The sequence below is a fragment of the Pantanalinema rosaneae CENA516 genome, assembly GCF_050753385.1.
Taxonomy (GTDB): domain Bacteria; phylum Cyanobacteriota; class Cyanobacteriia; order Leptolyngbyales; family Leptolyngbyaceae; genus Pantanalinema; species Pantanalinema rosaneae.
Window position 1 is genome coordinate 109,255 of the sequence record NZ_JBLZFZ010000013.1, and the last position, 20,572, is coordinate 129,826.

A 20,572-nucleotide genomic window follows, 5' to 3' on the forward strand; every position below is an offset into this window, starting at 1 on the left:
CCCAGACAACTCTAGTGCCTCTTGAGCAAGGGCTGTTGGCACAGATCCTTGCACTCTTTAGCTGCATCTACAACAACATCCGTTTCATGGGCAAAGATCGATGACGAATCGAAGGAATTTACTGAAACCGTTGTTGCGGTTCCATCAGAGAACCTCTCCGAAGCTACGGAAAATGCTGAACGATCGCTGTAATCTCCGCATTAGGCGATTCCTGCCAACCCGTTACTGGCAATCCTTATTAGTTTGGACAAACCAGAGATGGCTGATAGTTGGGCTGGCGATCGTCCTCTGGGCGTGTCAAATTGTGACTCCCGCAGGTTTACCCCCGATGGCGGCTCTCAATCGTTCTGATCCAGTCGATGCCAGCATCTATCAGCTCCGGACTGGCGATCTTCGGCTCAAAGTAGTTGATCGTCAACAGCGACCTCTAGCTGATGCTACGGTGCAGATTGAGCAACTGACCCATGAATTTCCGTTTGGCACCGCTTTAAGTACAGAACAGTTTCAGCCCACTGCGAATAAACCCGAGCAGTCTCAGTACCTTAGCTTAGCCAAGCGCTTATTTAACGCTGGTGTGCATGAAAATGCGCTGAAATGGTATGCCACTGAGTCAGTTCAAAATCAGGTGAGTTATGAGGATGCCGATCGGATCTTGGAGTGGAGCGATCGGCATCAGTTCAAAATGCGAGGGCATACGCTATTTTGGGCACCTGAACAATGGAATCCAACGTGGGTACGGGCACTCAAGCCTCAAGCGCTACGAGAAGCGGTGCAACGGCGGACTCTGGATGTTTGTCGTCGCTATCAGGGACGCTTCACTGACTATGATGTTTTCAATGAACCATTACATGGCGACTTTTACCAATCGCGGTTGGGAGATGGAATCGGCGGGGAGATGTTTCGCTGGTGTCACACAGTTGATCCTGCTGTGGGACTGTATGTGAATGAATATGACATTTTAAACGGCAAGTCCCTCGATCGCTATATTCAGTTGATTCGGAGTTGGTTACAGCAAGGTGTTCCCATTAGTGGTATCGGAGTTCAAGGACATATTCGTGAATCCATTACTGCCGATCGGATTAAAGCAAGTTTAGATGCGCTGGCTCAACTTGGCTTACCCATTAAAATCACTGAATTTGATGCTGTGGCAGCAACGGAGCAGGAACAAGCTCGGATTCTCAAAGATGTTTATCGGATTGCCTTTGCCCACCCTGCCGTAACTGGCATTTTTATGTGGGGATTCTGGCAGGGGGCACATTGGGAGCCAGAAGCCGCGATCTTTAAGCAAAATTTTGAGCCGAAGCTGTCTGCAACCCAGTATCAACAGTTGGTTTACCACGATTGGTGGACGCGATCGAGTGGTCAAACCGATCAAACGGGCAATGTTGCTATCCGGGCATTTTTTGGTAATTATCAAGTCACTGTTAAAGCCAACAATCAAACATTCCAACAGACCATCAATTTTTCGTCTCCAAGGAAATCGCCTCAAACGATCACCATAACCGCTATGTAGCAATGCTCTATCTCACTAACGTATCTCTACGACTGCCGCTCAAACAATTCAATTACTTTTGATGAACATAGGAGAAAATAAGCACAGTTGCATTAGGTGAAAGCCACTCCAATCATGCGAAACTGGGCTTGTGAAATCTACCTTTGATTGAAAGCAATGAGCGTGGTTGTCTTTGGCAGCGTTAATATGGATCTGGTTGCCCGGACTCCCCGATTACCGGCTCCGGGAGAAACTTTAATCGGGTATCAGTTTTCGACGGTTCCCGGTGGGAAAGGGGCAAACCAGGCGGTTGCTGTGGCTCGACTGAATATACCCACGGTAATGGTGGGGCGAGTGGGGGCTGATGCGTTTGGACAGCAACTTCTCCAAGCCCTGAGGAATAGTGGGGTGGACTGCGATCGCATTTTCGTGGAGCACACCACCAGTTCGGGAGTCGCCATGATTGCCGTTGATGATGCCAGCGAGAATACGATTCTGGTGATTCCAGGGGCAAATGGGCAAGTTGATCAATCGGATGTTGAGCGATTACGACCCGTGTTATCTCCAAGCTCTGTACTGCTGCTACAACTGGAGATTCCTGTGCGAGAAGTCGTCAGTGCCGCAAAACTGGCGAAACAGATCGGGGCAACGGTGATACTGGATCCGGCTCCCGCCCAGACTGAGTTACCCGCCGAACTGTATGCTTGCGTAGATATCATCACTCCTAATCAGGTAGAAGCCAGCCAATTAGTGGGATTTGCGGTAGAAACGCTGGCTCAAGCGGAACAGGCTGCTCAGGTGTTGCGGCAGCGAGGGGCGGCTACAGCCTTGATCAAACTGGGAAAATTAGGGGTAATCTGTGCCACGGCGGATCAGACCTTCCACATTCCCAGCTTTCCGGTGACGGCGGTGGATACAGTGGCGGCAGGGGATGCGTTTAATGGGGGGATAGCGGTTGGACTGGTTGAAGGATTGCCCTTGCTACAGGCTAGTACCCAGGCGGCGGCGGTGGCGGCTTTAGCGGTTTCCAAACCGGGGGCACAGTCTTCGCTGCCAACTCGTGAGGAACTGATGGCTTTCTTAGCCGCCCAAACTCACTGACAGGTATTTGTATCAAGCGTGACAACACGATCGCCAATCTCGCGATCACACTTAAATCCATAGATCCGGAGCATCCATCAATGGATAACTTAAAAGTCATTATTATTGGGGCTGGAATTGGTGGCTTAACGACTGGGGTAGCATTGTCTCAGGTGGGCTATGAGGTCGAAATTTACGATCGGGTGAGCGAACTACGCCCCGCTGGAGCCGGAATTTCCCTATGGTCGAATGGGGTCAAAGTCCTGAACTCATTAGGCTTAGGCAAGCAGATTGCTCAGGTTGGCGGACTGATGGATCAGATGCAGTACCTCAGCCATACTGGAGAATTGTTAAATCATATTAGTCTTGAGCCATTAGTCGCCGCCGTCGGACAACGGCCTTATCCCGTCACCCGTACCGACCTGCAACAATTGCTTCTAGAGGCATTTCCAGGCAGGGTTAAACTGAATGCTAAATGTGTAGCTGTCGAAGAGAATGAACAGCAGGTTACTGCCATATTCGAGGACGGATATCGATCGACGGGCGATCTATTAATTGCCGCAGATGGGATTCGCTCGATTCTGCGGCAGTATGTGTTACAAGCTGAGGTGCAACCCCAGTATGGTGGCTATGTCAACTGGAATGGATTAGTCGAGGCGAGTCCTGATCTGGCTCCGCCAAATACCTGGGTCATCTATGTGGGAGAACATAAACGTGCCTCAATGATGCCTGTGAGTGGCGATCGCTTCTACTTCTTCTTAGATGTGCCACTGCCCTATGAGCAAGCGCTGGAAGCGGGGGAGATCCGATCTGAGTTAACTTATTTCTTTCAAGGCTGGGCAGACCCGGTACAACACTTAATTCAACGCTTAGATCCAGCAACGACTAATCGCTTATTAATCCATGATCTTGGACCGATCGAGCGAATGGTACGGGGCAAAGTGGCTTTACTGGGAGACTCTGCCCATGCCACCTGTCCGGATTTGGGGCAGGGAGGCTGTCAGGCAATGGAGGATGTGGTGGTGTTGACCCGCTATCTCAGGACGACCAATCTCAGTGTAAAGGATGCCTTGCAGCGATATGAGGCGGAACGCAAAGAGCGAGCCAGTGCGATCGTCAAAAAAGCGCGTAAACGGGCAGAACAAATCCACGGCAAAGATCCCGACATCACTCAACAGTGGTACACCCAACTGCGGACGGAACGCCCCGAAGATGTGACAACCGCGATCGCGCATACAATTCTGGGTAGCCCATTACATTAAGCTGCTACCATGACCGGGAAACTGACGACGCATGTTTTAGACACGGCTCACGGGTGTCCTGCCGTCAATATGACGATCGAACTGTGGTGGATTGATCCCAGTTCGGGGGAACGCTCCTGTCTGAAAACCACACATACCAATCAGGACGGACGCACAGGTGACCCGTTATTACTCGATACCGAATTGCGTCCCGGCATCTATGAACTGATCTTTGATGTGGGCAGCTACTTTAAACAACATCTGACCGATTTACCGGAGCCATTATTTCTCGATCGTGTCCCCATTCGCTTTGGCATCGCTGATCCACAGGCACATTATCATGTTCCCCTCTTAATTTCTCCCTGGTCTTACAGCACCTATCGGGGTAGCTAACGATGCCTGACCTTCTGCTTGGAAGGATGAGCCTGCGGTAGATCAGCCGCTTTCCAGGCAATCCATGAACCAGGGATATTGATCACACGCTCAAACCCATGTTTTTGTAAGAGGCTGGCAGCAATGGAGGCGCGATACCCGCTACCGCAGTAGGTGGCGATCGTTTGGTCTTTATCCAATTGATCCAGTTGTGCTTCTAGATGCGCCACAAAGGTATGCTTCGCTCCTGGGACATACCCGTTTTGATATTCATCATCCCCCCGCACATCTAGCACAGTTACCCCGGGGTCATCCTTGTAGCGGTTCAACTCCTGCACAGTCCACTCACCCAGACGTTGTAGGGGCAATCCAGCATTCTGCCAACTGGTCATGCCATCGTGTAAGTAACCGGCTAAATGGTCGTAACCAATGCGGAAAAGTTGTTCTGCAACGAGCCTTACATCTCGTTCACTTTCCACAACCACTAATAGCGATCGCGCTGGATCAATCATCCAACCGACCCAATTAGGAAACTCTGGTCGCAACGCTATGTTGATTGCTCCCGGAATATGCCCACCGCCAAAGGCAAGTATCGATCGAGCATCGATAACTACCGTGTTCTCATCTTGCATTTTTCGTTGAAATTCATCGGGAGTGAGGGGTTGTAATGTCGCAGGACAACCTAGAACTGGCGCACCTTTAGCGTTGATTTGTTTGAGCCGAGCATAGTGCCGTGGGGGTTCTGGCATTTCACTCAAAATCCAGTCAACAAATGCTTGCTGCGATCGTGCTTGCAAGGCTGGGTTAAACACTCGTTCGTTGCCAATGGTACTTTGGCGACGATCGCCAATGGACTTGCCACAGGAAGAGCCTGCACCATGACAGGGGTAGATTTCTATGCGATCGCCCAACGGCAAAATTTTGTCAAACAGGCTGTGATAAAGCTGCGCTGCTAATGGCTGTTCTGCCCCACTCCCTAACAAATCAGGACGACCAACATCCAGGTTAAATAACGTATCGCCTGTAAACAATCCGAACGGGGCTTGACCTTGTTTGGAGTCATAAATTAACAGCGAAATATGTTCAGGGGTATGTCCTGGGGTATGGAGTGCCTGCAACGTCACACTACCAATCTGAAGTTCGTCGCCCTCTTGGAGTGGATGCAACTCGAACTGATAATCTCCAGTTTTACTACCATAAATCGGAATATTGATTCGGGCTTTGAGTTCATGGGAACCAGAGACAAAATCCGCATGAATATGGGTTTCTACACTGCCAATCAATCGCACACCCAGTTCTCTAGCCCGTTGTAAATAGATATCAATATCACGACGGGGATCAATCACCACAGCGACCCCAGATCTATCGTCACCTACGAGATAGGACAACTGAGCTAATCCCTCAACATTAAACTGTTCTAAGATCAACGCCATGATTACTCCTCTGAATTCGCTTGAGAGTGCTCGTCAACGTAATGCTCAAAGAACTGTTTCATCTCAGGAGAACTCTCACAATCGAATCCATTTTGTTTCCCGATCGCCATAGCTTCATTTGCCGTCATCCCTTGCTGAGTCGCAACATACATCAAGGTCATGGCTCCAGAGCGCATCCCACTTTTGCAGTGAATCAACGCGGGTTTGGGTAATTGATCAATTTCTTGAAGTACCTGATCTGCCAAATCATCGCTCATCCGATCGGGTTTAACTGGAATATTGACGTACTTAAGTCCTACCTGCTCTGCTTGTTGCTGTTCATCCTGAGGAACACCCTCTTCGTTCGGCGATCGCAAATTCAGTACCGATTTAAATCCTGCCTGGGCTGCCTGTTGCAATTGTTCGGAGGTGACTTGTCCCATTGCCACAGCCAATTGATCGGTAAGTTGCTTGATGTTTTTCATGATCTTCTAACGGGATACCTACTACCAAATTACTATTTGGTCATATAGAAACATCTAGCCTAAGGAGGGGGTTTTGTGAATCGAATTTGTAAAATTTTGGTTTGGCGAAAACATGTAGTAGCGCGTCAGCGTAGAGATTTAGGCAGATCAGTATAGACAAACAAATTCCTATAAAAAATTTAAAACTTTGCCGAGGATAAGGAGCGATCGTATTAGCAAAGCTCTATAAACTAAAATAAACTATGCAACGCTCAAGCAAGCGACTAAATTTTCTGCAAAAACAGGTAAGGGGTCAAGGATATGCCCAATTCTGGTGATGACGACAATCTTGAGTTAAAGTCAGATGTTGTTTTAAAGCAACTGTCTAAATACCTTGAGCCAGCAACGATTGTCACCCTACTTTTAAGTTCTATCTACTATATTGGTTGGATTTATAATGGGGCTTTCTTTAAAGAATTAGGGATAGATATCAATTGGTTAGAATTTTCACCTGATTTCTATCTGCGTCAGTTCTTTTTACCTACGGCAATTACGATTCCAAGTTTTTATCTGCTGTTTCAAATTGGTAAAGAACCTGGGACGTATAGAATGAAAGCATTTCAAGGAAACCTTTTATTAGTTGCCCTGGGATTGGTATGTATATTTTTAGGATATCAGGATGATTCAATCTTTCGTCTACGCTATATGCTCATCGGTATTTCAGTTCTTCTGTCTACCATAGTCTTCTCCTGGCAGAGAGTTTCCATCATTCATTTAGCTCGATCGAAGCCCTTGTTTCGCTTATTAGTGTTATTCCTGATGTTCGGTATCCTGGTAACTGGAGCGAGTATTTTAGGACGAAATAATGGCAGATTGATTGCCCAGGGTAAGATCATTGATCCGGTACATGTGACGTTTGTTTGGCATGGTAAACCTCCAGTAGAATTGCAGGATAAAACCCTCCTGTTTCTCCTGCAAAACAAAGATAAAAGTTATGTTCTCGCCAAACAAGATTTAGGGGAGCGATCGCAATTTCTCTCCCCTAAAGTGTATGTGATTCAGGACAATCAAGTGCGACTGCGAATCATGGAGCGGATGAAGTAATCGTGGAGTGGAATCGATTAGACTTCTTCACTAAGGATTAGCTCTGCGGGGTAATAGTGCTTCACTACTGTGTTAATTCGCTGCTCACCTTGCTTGGTTAAAGCTTGCACATAGTCTGGGCACATATCAGAGGCTTCTTCAGAGTTAGGGAAAGGTCCAAAATAATAGACACAATTTGGATCAGATGTTGTTGCCTCAACCCACCAATGTCCACAACCCAGTCTTGGTAAGTTTAGAATTAGCGTTCTCCTGCAACTCGTGATTGTTTTCATAAAATAGGGTTTCCTGAACGTTCTTATTTACATAAGCTTCCTGGCTTCTATCATTGCCTTATCCACGATCGTATAGGTGTATTCATTCGCTTCATTTAACTGAGGTAAGGCGAAGCCTGTAGTGCCAACCCCAATTTCTGTTAGCCCCTCTCCTAACCAACAAGGAAGTCAGGATGGGAATGACTATTGTTGGTTAGAAGAAGAGCGGGGGCATTAGGAGTACTGTTCTTTGTCGATGACGCTACAGCAAAGGAACATTGCACTCCTACCTTCTAGTTTCAGGATTAGTTGTAAGGAAACTGTGAGGAACATAGAGAATAATCTAAGTTTCATCATATAACTAACAATTTGCTAAATTTTCTTAATAGTAAAGCAGTATTAAATTATCGTCATAAATAATTAAAGAGGGGTATAGCTCACTCCTCGATTCATGAGTTGCTTCTTTTGCCCTAAGCAGTCTGTATGTAAGCTGCTGTCATAGGTGCTCAAGCCGTGAACAGAGCAGATTAGGGATGCTGATAGCCCAGGTTAGGGATGAGTTATGAAAATTCTGGTTGTAGAAGATGAGCAGGCTGTCGCACGTACACTACAGATCTTGTTATCTGGCTATAACTATGCCGTCGATATTGCCGGGGACGGTGAAGCTGGCTTGCAGATGGTGGATGCCTTTGACTACGATGTGATTGTGCTGGATGTGGTCTTACCAAAGCTAGATGGGATCACTGTTTGCCAGCGGTTGCGGACGAAAGGGTGGCAGAAACCAATTTTGCTATTAACGGGGCAGGGAGAAGGTCGGCAAAAGGCGATCGCCCTGAATGCAGGGGCGGATGATTACATGGTGAAGCCATTTGATGCTGAGGAGTTAGTGGCGCGGGTGCAGGCATTGTTGCGACGGGGGCAGTCAACCCAGTCACCGGTCTTAACCTGGGGACTGTTATCGGTTGATCCCAGTAGTCAACGTGTGGCGTATGGAACGCATCTGTTAGCGGTCACGCCGAAGGAATATGCCATCCTGGAGCTATTTCTGCGGCAGCCCCAACGGGCACTGAATTCAAGAGCCATTTTAGATCATGCCTGGAGTTCGGTTGAGTCGCCTGGGGAAGAAGCGGTACGGGTTCACATTAAGGAATTACGCCAAAAATTAGCGGCGGCTGGGGCACCCAAAGATTTGATTCAAACGAAACATCGGGTGGGCTACCAGTTAAACCCAGCCTATTCCAACTTTCTGGCGGTGCAGGTTGAGCAGCAGCCAACGGCTCCCCAAATTGCCGCACTGTCCCAGGTGAATGAGCAATTACGGTTGGCATTAGAAGAACTACGATCGACGCAGGAAGAACTCCTCCAACAAAATGCCCAATTAACGGCTGCCCAACAAACGATCGCCTTAGAACGGCAGCGCTATCAAGAGTTATTTGAGTTTGCGCCAGATGCCTATCTTGTCACCAATCTGCATGGAGTGATTCAAGAAGCCAATCATGCCGCATTCGATCTATTTCAGATCAGTTCCCGTCGCTTGCTGGGTAAACCCCTGGTTGTATTTATTGCCAAGCCCGATCGCCCGGAGTTTTATCGGCGGTTAGCTCAGTTAGACTTTGAGCAAAACTGGGAAGTTACTGTTCAGCCCAGACGTGGAGAACCCTGTTCAGTGCTCATTGCCGTTACCAGTCATAAAAATTTGCGCAATGAAATTGTGAGCCTGTGCTGGTCATTGCGAAATATTCGGTTACGTAAAGCGATGGAACAAGAGTTGCAATCTGCCCATACGCAACTGGAAAGGCAGGTTGCCGATCGCACAGCCGAACTTGTCGCGACGAATCAGGCATTACGCCAACGGGAACAGTTTCTCAGCAGTATCTATGATGGTGCCGATCAAGCGATGTTTGTGATTGAGGTGACGGAAGCGAACGACTTCTATTACAGTGGCTTCAATCGGTTAGCAGAGCTATTGGCAGGCGATCGCACGCAAGCCCTGGAGGGCAAAACACCTGAGCAAGCCTTTGGTGACACGATCGGCGGTCGGTTCCGGCAAAACTATGAACGGTGTCTACAGGCGGGCAACAGTCTTTCCTATGAAGAATATGTGATTTTTGAAAATCATACGATCTGGACATTGACCACACTTTCGCCACTCCGAGATCCCCAGGGGAGAATCTACCGGATTGTGGGGACAGCCACGGATATTAGCGATCGCAAGCGGCTAGAACTCTCTCTACAGACTTCGGAAGGCAAACTCAGCCGCATTTTAGATAGCGCGATCGCAGCAATTTCGAGTTTCCGGGTCTATGCCAATCGCGATTGGGAGTACGAATATTGGTCTGCCGGATGTGAACGCCTGTTTGGCTATGCCCTGGAAGACTATGCGGATAAACATTTCTGGCTATCGCAGGTAGTGCCAGCCGATCGCGACCAGATTCTCATGCCATTATTCGATCAGTTCTTTGCCGAACGGGATGCCACGGCTGAGTATCGGTTTCGCCGCAAAGATGGCTCCATTCGCTGGTTTTCTAGTTCCTATACCTCTCGCAAAATTTCCGAGGACTGCTGGATTGTCACCACCGTTAATTATGATATTAGCGATCGCAAACAGGCAGAACTGGAAGCCCGAAAATTTATTTCCCTGGCTGATAATAGCTCGGAATTCATTGGCATTTGCGATATGGACTTTAAACCCCTGTATCTCAACGCCGCAGGCAGGCAAATGATCGGGATCGAGGATCTCCAGCAGTATGGCGACATGCGAGTTAGAAACTTTTTTTTCCCCGAGGATCAAGAGTTTATTGTCAATGAGTTTTTTCCCCGCGTATTGCAGGAAGGGCAAGCACAAGTCGAAATTCGGTTTCGCCATTTTCAAACGGGTGAAGCCCTGTGGATGATTTATAACGTGCTGTGCATTCGGGATCAGCAGGATCACCCGATCGCCCTGGCCACCCTCAGTCACAACATCACCGATCGCAAACACGCCGAACAAGCCCTGCGGGATAGTGAACAACGACTGCAAGCCATTTTGGATCATTCACCGGCAATTATTTATCTGATCGATCCCCAAAATAAACACCTGTTGGTCAACTGTAGCTATGCCAACTTGCTCTCTCTCACTCCAGCCGAGATTATCGGTAAGACGATTGATCAACTTTGGTCAACTGAGATTGCGAATACCTGGGCAGCGAATCACCGAACGGTGCTGGAGACAGGTCAACTGCTCCAACTGGAGGAGGCGATAGCTTTACCGGATGGCATCCATCATTACCTGACGGTCAAGTTTCCACTTTGCAATGCCTTGGGAGTACCCTATGCCATTTGTGGCATCTCGACGGATATTACGGAAAAGAAACAACTCGAAACGCAGTTTTATCGGGCGCAACGACTGGAGAGTTTAGGGACGCTCGCCAGTGGGATTGCCCATGATCTGAATAATGTTCTTACCCCCATTGTGGCAATCTCTCAGTTATTACGGTTAAAGCCGTTGAACCTGGATGCCCGATCGCAGGAAATGCTGGAGGTTTTGGAGGAGACGGCTAAACGGGGTGCTCAGATGATTAAACAAATTCTCACCTTCTCCCGAGGCACCAATGGGGAATGTAGCCCCACCCCAATTGCCCCGTTAGTGCAGGAGGTGATTAACGTGGTACAACAAACATTTCCTAAGTCGATCGTCATTCAGCAAACCATCCCTGATTTAGCCCCCTGGCTAGTGTTGGCGGATTCAACTTACCTGCATCAGGTGTTGATGAATCTATGTGTGAATGCGCGAGATGCCATGCCGGATGGGGGAACGCTGTCTCTGTCCGTCGCACAATGTTTTGTCGAGCAGAACCTGGCACAAACCGAGCTAGATGCCAAAGTTGGTAATTATGTCGTTATTACTGTTGCCGATACAGGCACAGGGATTCCTCTAGAGGTGCGCGATCGCATTTTCGATCCCTTCTTTACGACCAAAGCTCCTGGGCAGGGAACTGGTTTAGGCTTGGCAACTGTATTAGGAATTGTTAGAAATTATGGCGGATTTTTGCAAGTTTTTAGTGACGTGGGTCGCGGTACTCAAATCAATATGTATTTACCCATGCTAGTTGGAATTCCTCCCAGTTCCAGTCACTCCCAAGAACTATTAGATGGGCATGGAGAACTCATTCTAGTAGTTGATGATGATGTGGCGGTGCAACTCAGCACACGATCGCTACTAGAAGCGCATCACTATACTGTGTTATCAACGAATGATGGTATCGAAGCGATCGCGCTTTATGCTCAACGTCAACCTGCCATTAAACTGGTAATTGCGGACATTATGATGCCTAAAATGAACGGTATTTCCTTAATTCAACGACTGAAGGCAATCAATTCCACCGTCCCCATTATCGCCATGAGTGGACTACCCGCGAATCGAGAACCGGCGCTTGCGGCTGGAGCCAGTATCTTTATGTCGAAGCCCTACACGCTGGATGAGTTGCTGAATCATCTTCGGACTCTCATTGGCAATGTGTAGAATGATTTAGCTCCCCCAGAATTGGGGGTTGGGGGGCGGTTTGCCATTCTTACATTCTGTAATCTCTCTAATTGATGCCACTGCTATGATCAAGGTAGGAGTGAATTCATGCGTAACCCGTGATTTTGGCATCCGTTTCATCTCTGACTAATTAGCAGGGAGGTGATTCAATCATGTTTAACAAAACCAATAAAAATTCCCCTAAATTATCTATACCCAGTTCTGTACCCATCATTCCCGATCCCTGGGAAACGATCGCACCAGAACCCCATATTCCTTCTCCGCTTGAACTCGATCGCTTGTTACGGCAAGAACATCCGTTAATTCAGGCGGCGGCTGTGCATCTAGCCATGCCATCGGTAGAAATGCCAACTGTTTTATTACCACCGCCTTCGGGCGATCGTTCCGCAATGATGAGTCCGGTGAAGGTGTTGTTGCAAAACGAATTGAAATTATCATCTCAGTGGGAAGCTATCAAGGGGCAGGTTGGGCAGGCTCTCACCCTGCTCTATTGGGAGATGAATACTCAGCAATCTGTTGTTTAAAGTAGTGAAGAATTACATCACTCGCCTGGTTCAGTGAATTTCATGGGAGATCAGGTCATGAAAAGAGTTTTAACATTTCTTGGTTGTTTGCTGGTGTTTTGTTGGGGGTATTTCAGTTGGGTCGCACCGGCAATGGCGACTCCCTTGAGTCATTTCAGCTTTCCGGCTCTGACGATCGCTGCTCAAGTGGATGCAGTGGATGCCGCCGCCTGTCCGGATTTTGCCCAGAAGATTGATTTAAACAATGCCAATATTGTGGCATTCACTGACTGTCGGGGATTCTATCCCACCTTAGCCACTTTGATTGTTCAAAACAGTCCCTACGAAGCGGTTGAAGATGTCCTGGACATTCCCAACTTAAGCGATCGTCAAATTGCCTTGCTGAAAGCACAATTGAAGAACTTTATAGTGACAGAACCCAGAGTCTCTTTGGAAATGCGGATGCCGCCAAGACCGCCGATGCCTTAACGTCCGCAGCATATTGTGAGGTGAATCAAGATGAACACGCTCCTTCGATCGCTCCTCTCGTTACTATTGTGTGTGTTGACTTGGGGTTGGTTCGCTCAAATGCCACCTGGTTTAGCCGCAAATCCCCTGCTCTGGGATGGATCTGAAGTGGTTGCTGTAGTTCCCTCGGCTAAAAGTGCAGTAGAGGCAAAACTCCAGACTGAATTTGGTCAAAAAGTAGACTTAAACAACAGCAACATTCGGATGTTCCGGGAATACCCCGGACTTTATCCCAACTTAGCTCGGTTGATCATCCAAAATGCTCCCTATCAAGAGGTTGAAGATGTATTAGACATTCCTGGCTTAACCGAACAACAACGTCAATTGCTACGCAACAGTTTGGATAAGTTCACTGTCACTGATGTTGAACCCGCACTGGTTGAAGGAGGCGATCGCTATAATCCTGGAGTGTACAGATAACTCATGCTGAAATGAAGGTTTTACTGATTCACGGACTGGGGCGTAGTCCCCTATCACTGGTTAATTTAGAGCGGCAGCTCCAACGTTCTGGACATCCAACAGAACACTTTGGTTATGCCGCTTTTATGGAATCCTACGATCGCATTGTGGCACGCCTGCAAGAGCGACTATACATGCTGGCACAACAGGGTAGTTATGGGGTGGTTGCCCATTCCCTGGGAGGTTTGCTGGTGCGATCGGCATTGGGGCTAGCCAACATTCCGCCTCCCGTCCATATCGTCATGCTGGGAACTCCCAATCAACCGCCTCGGTTAGCGGCTCACGCATGGCGACTACCCCCGTTTCAATGGTTTTCGGGACAGTGCGGCTTTAATTTGACCTGCCATCACTTCTATGCCGCCATGCCTACCCTGGAGGTTCCCTATACGATCGTGGCGGGTACAAGTGGTCCTAGAGGCGCTCTCAGCCCGTTTGGGCTGGAACTGAATGATGGCATTGTGGCCTTAAGCGAAACTCGCCTCTCTGACCAGGATCGAATTGTGCAACTCCAGGTCTGGCATACCTTCATGATGAACGATCGGCGGGTGCAAGATGTAGTGCTGCGATCGCTGACGTTGAATGGACTATTACACCAATACCAACCAAAATAGCCCCAGCAGCACCAGACTCATCATCCCAATGAGTTGCTCAACCTGCTCGATGGCGCGGGGAACTTGCAGCGGCACTTTTCTCAAAATCAGGAAATAGGCTGTCCAGCCAACGGCAATGATCACCAGAGCTTTGATCACGTTACTGGGGCTGTAGGACGGCAAGGAGAAACCATTGGCGATGACTAAGCCGCTGATCAGGAGCAGGGCGGCGGGACGCAACCCAACCGCAATGGGTTTTTCTGATTCTGGTTGGTGGGGCAAACATAACAACTTTGAGAAGACGATCGCGGTGCCAACCGCCGCCACATTCATGGGAATGATCTGCCAGGGCAGCAAACTTTGGAGTGTGAGTACCTTAGCGCCAAACCCAACCAGGAGGGGCAGACCGGAAATGGATAACCCCGCGATCGCCAGAGCGAACCAGACTTGCCTGGGCATAGGCTTTTGCCGCAATTGATCAATGTTGCGACTGGGTAAACTGCCCGTACTTAAAAACAAGGTCGCTTTGGCTAATCCGTGGCTCAGGGCATACAATCCTCCTACCTGGGGTGCCGCCAACACAAATCCCATTTGGGAGATCGTACTGAGGGCAAAAATACGCTTAACATCCTTTTCAAGCATGGCAAAGCTTACTCCCATAACGGTGGTTCCCATGCCAAAAATGCGGATGACAATATCAACGCTATCGACCAATTCAGTGCAGCGCAATAACGGAAAAATCCCCGCTTTAATCGCTACTCCAGATAGCAGGGCTGATATAGGAGCCTCTGCTTCAGCATGGGTCAGTGGCAACCATAACCCTGAAATAAACACGCCTCCTTTGGTTAACAGCCCCAACAAAATCAGAGCCACCGCTTCTGGAGGAGCCTGATTGAGTCCGCTAAAGGCAAAGGAGTGGTTAGCCTGGTAGACCAATACGGCTCCCAGCAGGTAGAACAACATGGCAGTGTTGCTAACAAACAAATATCGCAACGCTATCCAAATCGTGCGATCGGTGCGGGGATAGGCAATTAACAGAAAAACTGTAATGCTAATGGCTTCCAGGGCAACGTACAAACTGATAAAGTCAGCACAAATGAAGACAGCATTAATGCTACCGTGGAGGATACTCAGTTGGGTGTAGAAAAAAGCTGACCTATTACTACGCCAGCAGTAGAGGATAACGGCTGCCGTTACTAACCCATTCGTCAGAATAAAAAAGCCACTCTGAGCATTGAGTAACAAGGTAACGCCAAAGTGATCGATCAATTCTAGAGTAAACGGGGTCTGTTGAAGGATGAGGTTGAGTCCGTAAACTGAGGAAACAACCGCCACTCCCAGCCCCAGCCAGCGACTTAATGCTGGCAACAGATAAATGCAGAACCCTGCAACCAGGGGTAAAAGTATCCAGACAATCGGTAAGGTCATCATGGGATATGGCTCTTGCTCAGATTGTGCTTGGCAACAAGGTCAAAAAAAACTGGCAGGATGGTGAACAACCACCCCGGCACAGCTTGGTCACCTGAAATCACGCTTCAACAGCAGGAAGGAGACCGATCGATGCGAAGGATATAAACCTCCTCACACCTGAATCATAGAATTTAATCTATGATTATTTGTTTTAAGATTATATTTTTATAATATCTGATTCAGTTTCACTTCAGCAATGCGATTTTCCAGCGCCTTATAGCCGTTCGCAAATGAATCCACCACACGGGTCAATTCTGTCAGCCCCCTTTTCTAGTATGCCCGTAGGGCTTTAAGCCCCCAATCCTGGGGGACTTTGACTCCTGTTCCCCCCAATTTTGGGGGGCTAGGGGGGCGAAAACGGCTGTAATTTGAGTAAGGGTAGAAAATTAAGCCAATTGAACCCTTCATCAGGCAATCTTCACTAGCAGCACTCGATCGGGAATCAATAATTCCACTTGATTGTTGTTCAACTTGGCTGAGGTAGGTTTCAACGTCCCATCCAGTTCCAGCGTATAAAAAGTCACATTGCGAACAGGCTGATTCAGCTTGAGGGTGACGGGCAGGGCGGGCGGTTGAATCGGACGCGGTGGATTGTTACTGGTGTCATAGCTGGAAACTTCATGCCAGAGGGCCAGATAGAAACTGCGATCGCGTTTTTGTAACAGTAGGGAATGGATATCCTGGGTGCGATCGTAGGTGGTCACCATGCCAGAATTCGGTTCCCGGTAATCTTTAACGGGACGAGGTGTAATCTCGTAAGCTAATTTGCCAGGAGTAAACTTTGCCCCTGGATCTTGCAGGAGTTGAATCAAATTCTTGATTGCTAGATAGGCTGGCTTCGGTGTCAGATCTCGCCGCAATAACCCAAAGTTAGCCTCCCGATTCGAGCGATCAGTGTCAACAAACTCATCGACAAATTCATAGGCACAGGTGCGCGGAAACCCTTTACTAAAAAACTCCAAAAACAATCGTGGTAGATATTTCACTTGCACCGCTTCCGAAATGCCATCTTTGTAGGTAGAGTAACCTGTTTCGGTAGCTGCCATCGGTTGCGGGTAGAATGGCGCACTGTAAACATCAAATAGGTAAGGATGTTCACCAATATGAATGGAAGGGAAATTACTATTCCAGTAGTATTTTTGGGTGGTGTTGTAGTCGAATGGTGTGTTAAAGGGATTACCACCGGGATAGGGATGGAAGTTGCCCCAATCAACTGCCTGTTTCAAACTGCCAGGAGCCAGGGGATTGGGTTTTCCGGCACCGGGGTCATAGGTGACTCCTAAAGACGGTCCGATCACGGTGATATCCTTTGTTGCCCGATCGCGGTTGATCGCCGTATATAAATCTTTCTGAAAAGCAATTAAGCCCTCTGGGAATCCTTGTCCTTTATACTTTTTATTAAACCGGGAAGCATCCCAAAACAAATCGGCTTCATTCGGACCCTCTACCGCATCAATTTTGGCTCCAGCCGCATTACTGGCTTTAATCTGGTTGATTAACTCCTGAATAGTTTGGGAATCACCATTGGCATAATTGGGGACATCTGCCACCACTGTCATGCGAATATTTTGTTTGCCCAGATCCTGTGCCCGATCTTGATACAAGCCATCCCGGACATGCCGAATCCCAGATTGCACCAGCTTTTGCTTCACTTCGGGATAGCGTTGGGCATAGGGCGTATCGGTATAACTCCAGTGCGTAGTGACACACAGGCTATGAACAAAGTCATCGGCAGAACGGGCAGTCACCGGAGTTGCCGCCAGGGTTTGCTGTGCGATCGTCGGGGTAAGCACTCCGATCAGCACGAGCAGGGAGACAAGCCACAGCATGAGCCGTTTGCGGTTTAAGTGCATGATTTTCTCTTACCAGATCAGTTAAGGTCTGCGGTTGGTCTTCTTCATTCTGCTCACCAGAACCAACTTTTGCCAGATCCTCTGCTGGTACTGAAATCATTTCTAGCCAAGCGGCTAATCTCGCTGACAGTTAACCCATGACCCACTGCCCACTGCCCATGTTTTCTACGGCGGCAGGCGTAAATTCGATCGCTTGACCCGGCAAGGGTTTCACTCCCCGCGAAACTTGATGCAACCACCACAAATCATGGGTTTGAATCGCACCAAATCCCGTTGCTCCCATCCAGGCATCTACACTTTCAGCCGCATAGGCTTGAATATAGGGTTCTTCAAAAATTTGGGTTAGCCATTCCGTTTGCCGCAACATTTTTTGGTTGCCATCCAGCATCAGGATTTCACCTCCAGTGGTGAGCAAGCGATAGGCTTCCCGCAGAATGGCTCTAGAGATCGTTGGGGGAGTTTCATGAAACAACAGGGATGCCGTTACTAAATCGAACGAGGTATCCGGTAAGCCGGTATGTTCTGCTAACCCATGCCGCCAGTGAATTTCTAATCCTGCCTGGGTGGCTTTGTGTTCTGCCATCACCAGCATGTAAGGTGATAAATCCAGCCCAATTACTTCGGCATCGGGAAATTTGCGTTTGAGTAGGAGGGTAGTCGAACCTGTGCCACAACCTAGATCGAGAATGCGGCGGGGATGGGTTTGGATCGCATCGAGTAATCCCTGCCGGACTAAGGATTCACCGGGGGGGAGGGCATATTGGGTAATCGCGTCGTAGGTGACGGCAGCACTGATGTTGAGATAGCCCTGGTTGATGCCATGAAAGTTCTGCTGACTGTAATAGTCCGGATAGGTCAAACTTGGATGACTCAAGCGAGTTGCCGCCGTTTCCCAGTCGATCGTGTCACGCAGACGGCGCAGTTCAGCTTCATTAATAAAGAAACGGGAGACGGGAGCCAGGAAGCGCTCAAATAAGGTGTCTTTACGAACTGCCATAGCAAACTTGAGTCAGTACAAAGGTCGCGTATCTGTCTCAGAGTGTAGTGAATTCAGACCAATTTGGGGAATGGTGTTACCGAAAATTCCCTATTCCCGTAATGAATTGGCGTTGACAGAAGATAGTTCCCGATCGCCTCTCACCGTAGTAGTCGGCTTCTTTTTCTTCAGTAATGGTAAAACAGTCAGTAAGGTCAGCGCTCCTAATGCCAGAGCAAAGGGAATGCGATCGCCCCCTTGCAAGGCTTGTCTACCTGTCACTCCTAACCAGTTATAGGTGGCGTATAGGGGAATGAGTCCCAGAAATGTGCCGATCGTATAGGTCTTCAGGTCAACCGGAGTTAGCCCAAACAGGAAATTCACCAGACTGAACGGTGAGAGGGGGGTGAACCGGACAAGCAGAATATAAATCATCGGGTGGTCTGCGATCGCCTGATTGATCCGTTTGAGCCAGGAATTATGTTCAAACCGCTTTTCTGCCCACCGATGCAGTAATAACCGGGCAATCAGGAAGGCTCCCACCGCACCTAAGGTCGCACCTAATAATGACCAGATCGTGCCCCAAATAAAGCCAAACACCGCTCCCGACGCTACCGCCAGCACATTTCCGGGAAATCCCATTGAAATAGAGAGGGTCGATAACAGGACAAAGGCAGGAGCCGCATAGATTCCCAATCCGTTAAAGGTATTGACCAAAAACGTCTCATCAAACAAAACGCGTGCGGGGCTAAAGATGCAAACCGCAATGAATGCTGATAGACCGAGTGCGGTATAGAACCAGCTTTTATAGGGTTGTCTTAAGCGAAGGGTGGGAAACCGCATTAGGCGATGGGGAATATGCACGACTTTAAGAATAGCTTGCAGAACGTCATCAGACTATTGATTCTTCCCCCGATACCATCTGGCGATCCGGATAGGAGACACCTTAAACCAATACGCTAAAATCACCCATTGATTCAATAGGGTTGTTCTGAGAATACCCAATTTTTGCCAGCGTCGCCTGGAGGTCAGGACACTTGCCGAAGCGATCGCCACCGTCGCGCCCTGCCGTTTTAGCCGTTGCATCAGTTCAAAGTCCTCCATGATCGGCTGTTCGGGGAAGCCACCAATCTCTCGAAAGACGGTTGCCGGAAAAAAAAGTGCCTGATCTCCGTAGGGTAAATGCAGCCATCGCGATCGCCAATTTACGCCCCATTCGATTAATCGCAAGCCCCATGCCGATCCTGCGATCGCCAATTCAAAGGCTCCGGCGGCTGTGCCAGTTGGGGCAAGTGTCTGACGCACGATGCGATCGAAGTTAGGCGGTAAACAGGTGTCCCCATGCAAAAACAATAAAATATCGCCCGTCGCCGCCTCAGCCCCCATATTCATTTGATGGGCACGTCCCGCTGTGGTGCAAATCAATCTGTTTACTGCATGAGCTTTGGCGATCGCAACGGTATCATCGGTACTGCCGCCATCCACCACAATCACTTCTATATACTTGCCCGATTGAACAGTGGTGAGGGTCTGAGCCAGGTTAGTCGCTTCATTCAATGTGGGAATAATCACCGAAATTTTGGCTGTAGCTCGTTGCCAAATCACTATATCCTCGGGATAATCCACGTCAGACAACACAGGTAAATTGGTACTCACCTGCAAGCCCAACTGTTGCGCGATCGTATAGGTTTGGGCAAACACGCGATCGCTACTCCAGGCAATTGCTTGAAATAACTCTGGGTAATACCGTCGCAAGCCAATCAGATAGTAACCTCCATCCGCCGCCGATCCGAGAACTACATCATGGTGTTGTAGTTGCTGAAAGGCCGCGACTAAGACAGATTCATCTAATTCTGGACAATCTGTACCAATGATGACCACCGATCGAAACTTGCGATCGAAGGCGGCAATAAATGCCTCAGACAAGCGATCGCCCAAATCGCCAGTACCCTGTGGGCAATATTCCACGTCTGCACCTAACCAGGCTGACATTTGGGATTCATCGCCACCTGTAAATCGGACTGCGATCGTGATGGGACGCGGCGATCGTAAATCTCGTGCCTGATTCAGAGTATGTTCTGCCATTTGCCGATGCAGTTCAGCGGCTCCAGTTTCACCCAGGGCCGGGATTAAGCGAGTTTTAGCCTTTCCCGGTTTAGGATAACGTGTAAACACAATTAAACAATCGATCGCAGTCACAATCTTCAGTCAATTCAACAGGTTCAGGCATCCATTATCGTCTCACTACTCCCCTC

At 48.6% G+C, this 20,572-nt stretch carries 18 protein-coding genes; 10 read left to right on the plus strand and 8 right to left on the minus strand.

The annotated features are described in order from the left end of the window. The first annotated feature begins 100 nt into the window (after positions 1-100). The 4 genes from ACN4EK_RS10150 (at position 101) to uraH (ending at position 4,206) form a co-directional block, all read left to right on the plus strand. Complete coding sequence (locus tag ACN4EK_RS10150) at positions 101-1,513, plus strand: endo-1,4-beta-xylanase (protein WP_431657739.1); 1,413 nt, start codon at positions 101-103, stop codon at positions 1,511-1,513. A 156-nt stretch (positions 1,514-1,669) separates the two neighbouring features. After that, positions 1,670-2,593, plus strand: a complete 924-nt coding sequence (gene rbsK / locus ACN4EK_RS10155) for a ribokinase (protein ID WP_431657740.1) — start codon at positions 1,670-1,672, stop codon at positions 2,591-2,593. 80 nt (positions 2,594-2,673) lie between these two features. After that, complete coding sequence (hpxO, locus tag ACN4EK_RS10160) at positions 2,674-3,834, plus strand: FAD-dependent urate hydroxylase HpxO (RefSeq protein ID WP_431657741.1); 1,161 nt, start codon at positions 2,674-2,676, stop codon at positions 3,832-3,834. Between the two features lie 9 nt (positions 3,835-3,843). After that, positions 3,844-4,206 carry a hydroxyisourate hydrolase gene (gene uraH / locus ACN4EK_RS10165; RefSeq protein ID WP_431657742.1) on the plus strand — a complete coding sequence of 121 codons (363 nt, stop codon included), beginning with the start codon at positions 3,844-3,846 and terminating at the stop codon, positions 4,204-4,206. On the opposite strand, the gene ACN4EK_RS10170 is transcribed toward uraH, so the two are convergent. Beyond that, positions 4,203-5,618 (minus strand): MBL fold metallo-hydrolase, encoded by a 1,416-nt coding sequence (locus tag ACN4EK_RS10170; RefSeq protein ID WP_431657743.1) that lies wholly within the window; start codon positions 5,616-5,618, stop codon positions 4,203-4,205. The two genes, uraH and ACN4EK_RS10170, sit on opposite strands and share 4 nt — an antisense overlap. Positions 5,619-5,620: 2 nt before the next feature. Beyond that, entirely contained in the window at positions 5,621-6,082 is a 462-nt protein-coding gene (locus tag ACN4EK_RS10175) for a protein tyrosine phosphatase family protein (protein WP_431657744.1), read from the minus strand. Positions 6,083-6,382: 300 nt separating this feature from the next. Between ACN4EK_RS10175 and ACN4EK_RS10180 the strand changes: the two genes are divergently transcribed. Next, the gene (locus ACN4EK_RS10180) at positions 6,383-7,165 is read left to right on the plus strand and encodes a hypothetical protein (RefSeq protein ID WP_431657745.1); all 783 of its coding nucleotides are present in this window, start codon (positions 6,383-6,385) and stop codon (positions 7,163-7,165) included. 17 nt (positions 7,166-7,182) lie between these two features. Here ACN4EK_RS10180 and ACN4EK_RS10185 read toward each other — a convergent pair whose 3' ends face one another. Continuing rightward, a complete protein-coding gene (locus ACN4EK_RS10185) occupies positions 7,183-7,437 on the minus strand; it encodes a DUF1816 domain-containing protein (protein WP_431657746.1) in 255 nt (84 codons plus the stop codon). Positions 7,438-7,978: 541 nt separating this feature from the next. Here ACN4EK_RS10185 and ACN4EK_RS10190 point away from each other — a divergent pair. The 5 genes from ACN4EK_RS10190 (at position 7,979) to ACN4EK_RS10210 (ending at position 14,039) form a co-directional block, all read left to right on the plus strand. Then, on the plus strand, positions 7,979-11,917 hold the full coding sequence (locus ACN4EK_RS10190) for a PAS domain S-box protein (protein WP_431657747.1): 3,939 nt from the start codon (positions 7,979-7,981) through the stop codon (positions 11,915-11,917). Between the two features lie 173 nt (positions 11,918-12,090). After that, complete coding sequence (locus ACN4EK_RS10195) at positions 12,091-12,462, plus strand: hypothetical protein (RefSeq protein ID WP_431657748.1); 372 nt, start codon at positions 12,091-12,093, stop codon at positions 12,460-12,462. 57 nt (positions 12,463-12,519) lie between these two features. Further along, entirely contained in the window at positions 12,520-12,930 is a 411-nt protein-coding gene (psbU, locus tag ACN4EK_RS10200; protein WP_431657749.1) for a photosystem II complex extrinsic protein PsbU, read from the plus strand. Positions 12,931-12,960: 30 nt separating this feature from the next. Then, positions 12,961-13,389, plus strand: a complete 429-nt coding sequence (psbU, locus tag ACN4EK_RS10205) for a photosystem II complex extrinsic protein PsbU (protein ID WP_431657750.1) — start codon at positions 12,961-12,963, stop codon at positions 13,387-13,389. A gap of 11 nt (positions 13,390-13,400) precedes the next feature. After that, positions 13,401-14,039, plus strand: coding sequence for an esterase/lipase family protein (locus ACN4EK_RS10210; protein ID WP_431657751.1), 639 nt, complete (start codon positions 13,401-13,403; stop codon positions 14,037-14,039). Here the strand turns inward: ACN4EK_RS10210 and ACN4EK_RS10215 are convergent. The 5 genes from ACN4EK_RS10215 to ACN4EK_RS10235 form a co-directional block, all read right to left on the minus strand. Beyond that, positions 14,016-15,449: a cation:proton antiporter gene (locus ACN4EK_RS10215; RefSeq protein WP_431657752.1), complete on the minus strand. Its 1,434-nt coding sequence runs from the start codon at positions 15,447-15,449 to the stop codon at positions 14,016-14,018. The two genes, ACN4EK_RS10210 and ACN4EK_RS10215, sit on opposite strands and share 24 nt — an antisense overlap. A gap of 446 nt (positions 15,450-15,895) precedes the next feature. Further along, positions 15,896-17,317 (minus strand): hypothetical protein, encoded by a 1,422-nt coding sequence (locus tag ACN4EK_RS10220; RefSeq protein ID WP_431657753.1) that lies wholly within the window; start codon positions 17,315-17,317, stop codon positions 15,896-15,898. Between the two features lie 154 nt (positions 17,318-17,471). Further along, on the minus strand, positions 17,472-18,338 hold the full coding sequence (locus tag ACN4EK_RS10225; protein ID WP_431657754.1) for a class I SAM-dependent methyltransferase: 867 nt from the start codon (positions 18,336-18,338) through the stop codon (positions 17,472-17,474). Positions 18,339-18,428: 90 nt separating this feature from the next. Next, the gene (locus ACN4EK_RS10230; RefSeq protein ID WP_431657755.1) at positions 18,429-19,160 is read right to left on the minus strand and encodes a TVP38/TMEM64 family protein; all 732 of its coding nucleotides are present in this window, start codon (positions 19,158-19,160) and stop codon (positions 18,429-18,431) included. A gap of 54 nt (positions 19,161-19,214) precedes the next feature. Continuing rightward, positions 19,215-20,516 (minus strand): TIGR04283 family arsenosugar biosynthesis glycosyltransferase, encoded by a 1,302-nt coding sequence (locus ACN4EK_RS10235; protein ID WP_431657756.1) that lies wholly within the window; start codon positions 20,514-20,516, stop codon positions 19,215-19,217. Between the last annotated feature and the right edge of the window lie 56 nt (positions 20,517-20,572).

What these genes read in the sequence shown, in the direction of transcription:
- ACN4EK_RS10150 (WP_431657739.1), top strand. Translation starts at nt 101, where the DNA reads ATGACGAATCGAAGGAATTTACTGAAACCGTTGTTGCGGTTCCATCAG.
- rbsK (WP_431657740.1), top strand. Translation starts at nt 1,670, where the DNA reads ATGAGCGTGGTTGTCTTTGGCAGCGTTAATATGGATCTGGTTGCCCGG.
- hpxO (WP_431657741.1), top strand. Translation starts at nt 2,674, where the DNA reads ATGGATAACTTAAAAGTCATTATTATTGGGGCTGGAATTGGTGGCTTA.
- uraH (WP_431657742.1), top strand. Translation starts at nt 3,844, where the DNA reads ATGACCGGGAAACTGACGACGCATGTTTTAGACACGGCTCACGGGTGT.
- ACN4EK_RS10170 (WP_431657743.1), bottom strand. Translation starts at nt 5,618, where the DNA reads ATGGCGTTGATCTTAGAACAGTTTAATGTTGAGGGATTAGCTCAGTTG.
- ACN4EK_RS10175 (WP_431657744.1), bottom strand. Translation starts at nt 6,082, where the DNA reads ATGAAAAACATCAAGCAACTTACCGATCAATTGGCTGTGGCAATGGGA.
- ACN4EK_RS10180 (WP_431657745.1), top strand. Translation starts at nt 6,383, where the DNA reads ATGCCCAATTCTGGTGATGACGACAATCTTGAGTTAAAGTCAGATGTT.
- ACN4EK_RS10185 (WP_431657746.1), bottom strand. Translation starts at nt 7,437, where the DNA reads ATGAAAACAATCACGAGTTGCAGGAGAACGCTAATTCTAAACTTACCA.
- ACN4EK_RS10190 (WP_431657747.1), top strand. Translation starts at nt 7,979, where the DNA reads ATGAAAATTCTGGTTGTAGAAGATGAGCAGGCTGTCGCACGTACACTA.
- ACN4EK_RS10195 (WP_431657748.1), top strand. Translation starts at nt 12,091, where the DNA reads ATGTTTAACAAAACCAATAAAAATTCCCCTAAATTATCTATACCCAGT.
- psbU (WP_431657749.1), top strand. Translation starts at nt 12,520, where the DNA reads ATGAAAAGAGTTTTAACATTTCTTGGTTGTTTGCTGGTGTTTTGTTGG.
- psbU (WP_431657750.1), top strand. Translation starts at nt 12,961, where the DNA reads ATGAACACGCTCCTTCGATCGCTCCTCTCGTTACTATTGTGTGTGTTG.
- ACN4EK_RS10210 (WP_431657751.1), top strand. Translation starts at nt 13,401, where the DNA reads ATGAAGGTTTTACTGATTCACGGACTGGGGCGTAGTCCCCTATCACTG.
- ACN4EK_RS10215 (WP_431657752.1), bottom strand. Translation starts at nt 15,449, where the DNA reads ATGATGACCTTACCGATTGTCTGGATACTTTTACCCCTGGTTGCAGGG.
- ACN4EK_RS10220 (WP_431657753.1), bottom strand. Translation starts at nt 17,317, where the DNA reads ATGCTGTGGCTTGTCTCCCTGCTCGTGCTGATCGGAGTGCTTACCCCG.
- ACN4EK_RS10225 (WP_431657754.1), bottom strand. Translation starts at nt 18,338, where the DNA reads ATGGCAGTTCGTAAAGACACCTTATTTGAGCGCTTCCTGGCTCCCGTC.
- ACN4EK_RS10230 (WP_431657755.1), bottom strand. Translation starts at nt 19,160, where the DNA reads ATGCGGTTTCCCACCCTTCGCTTAAGACAACCCTATAAAAGCTGGTTC.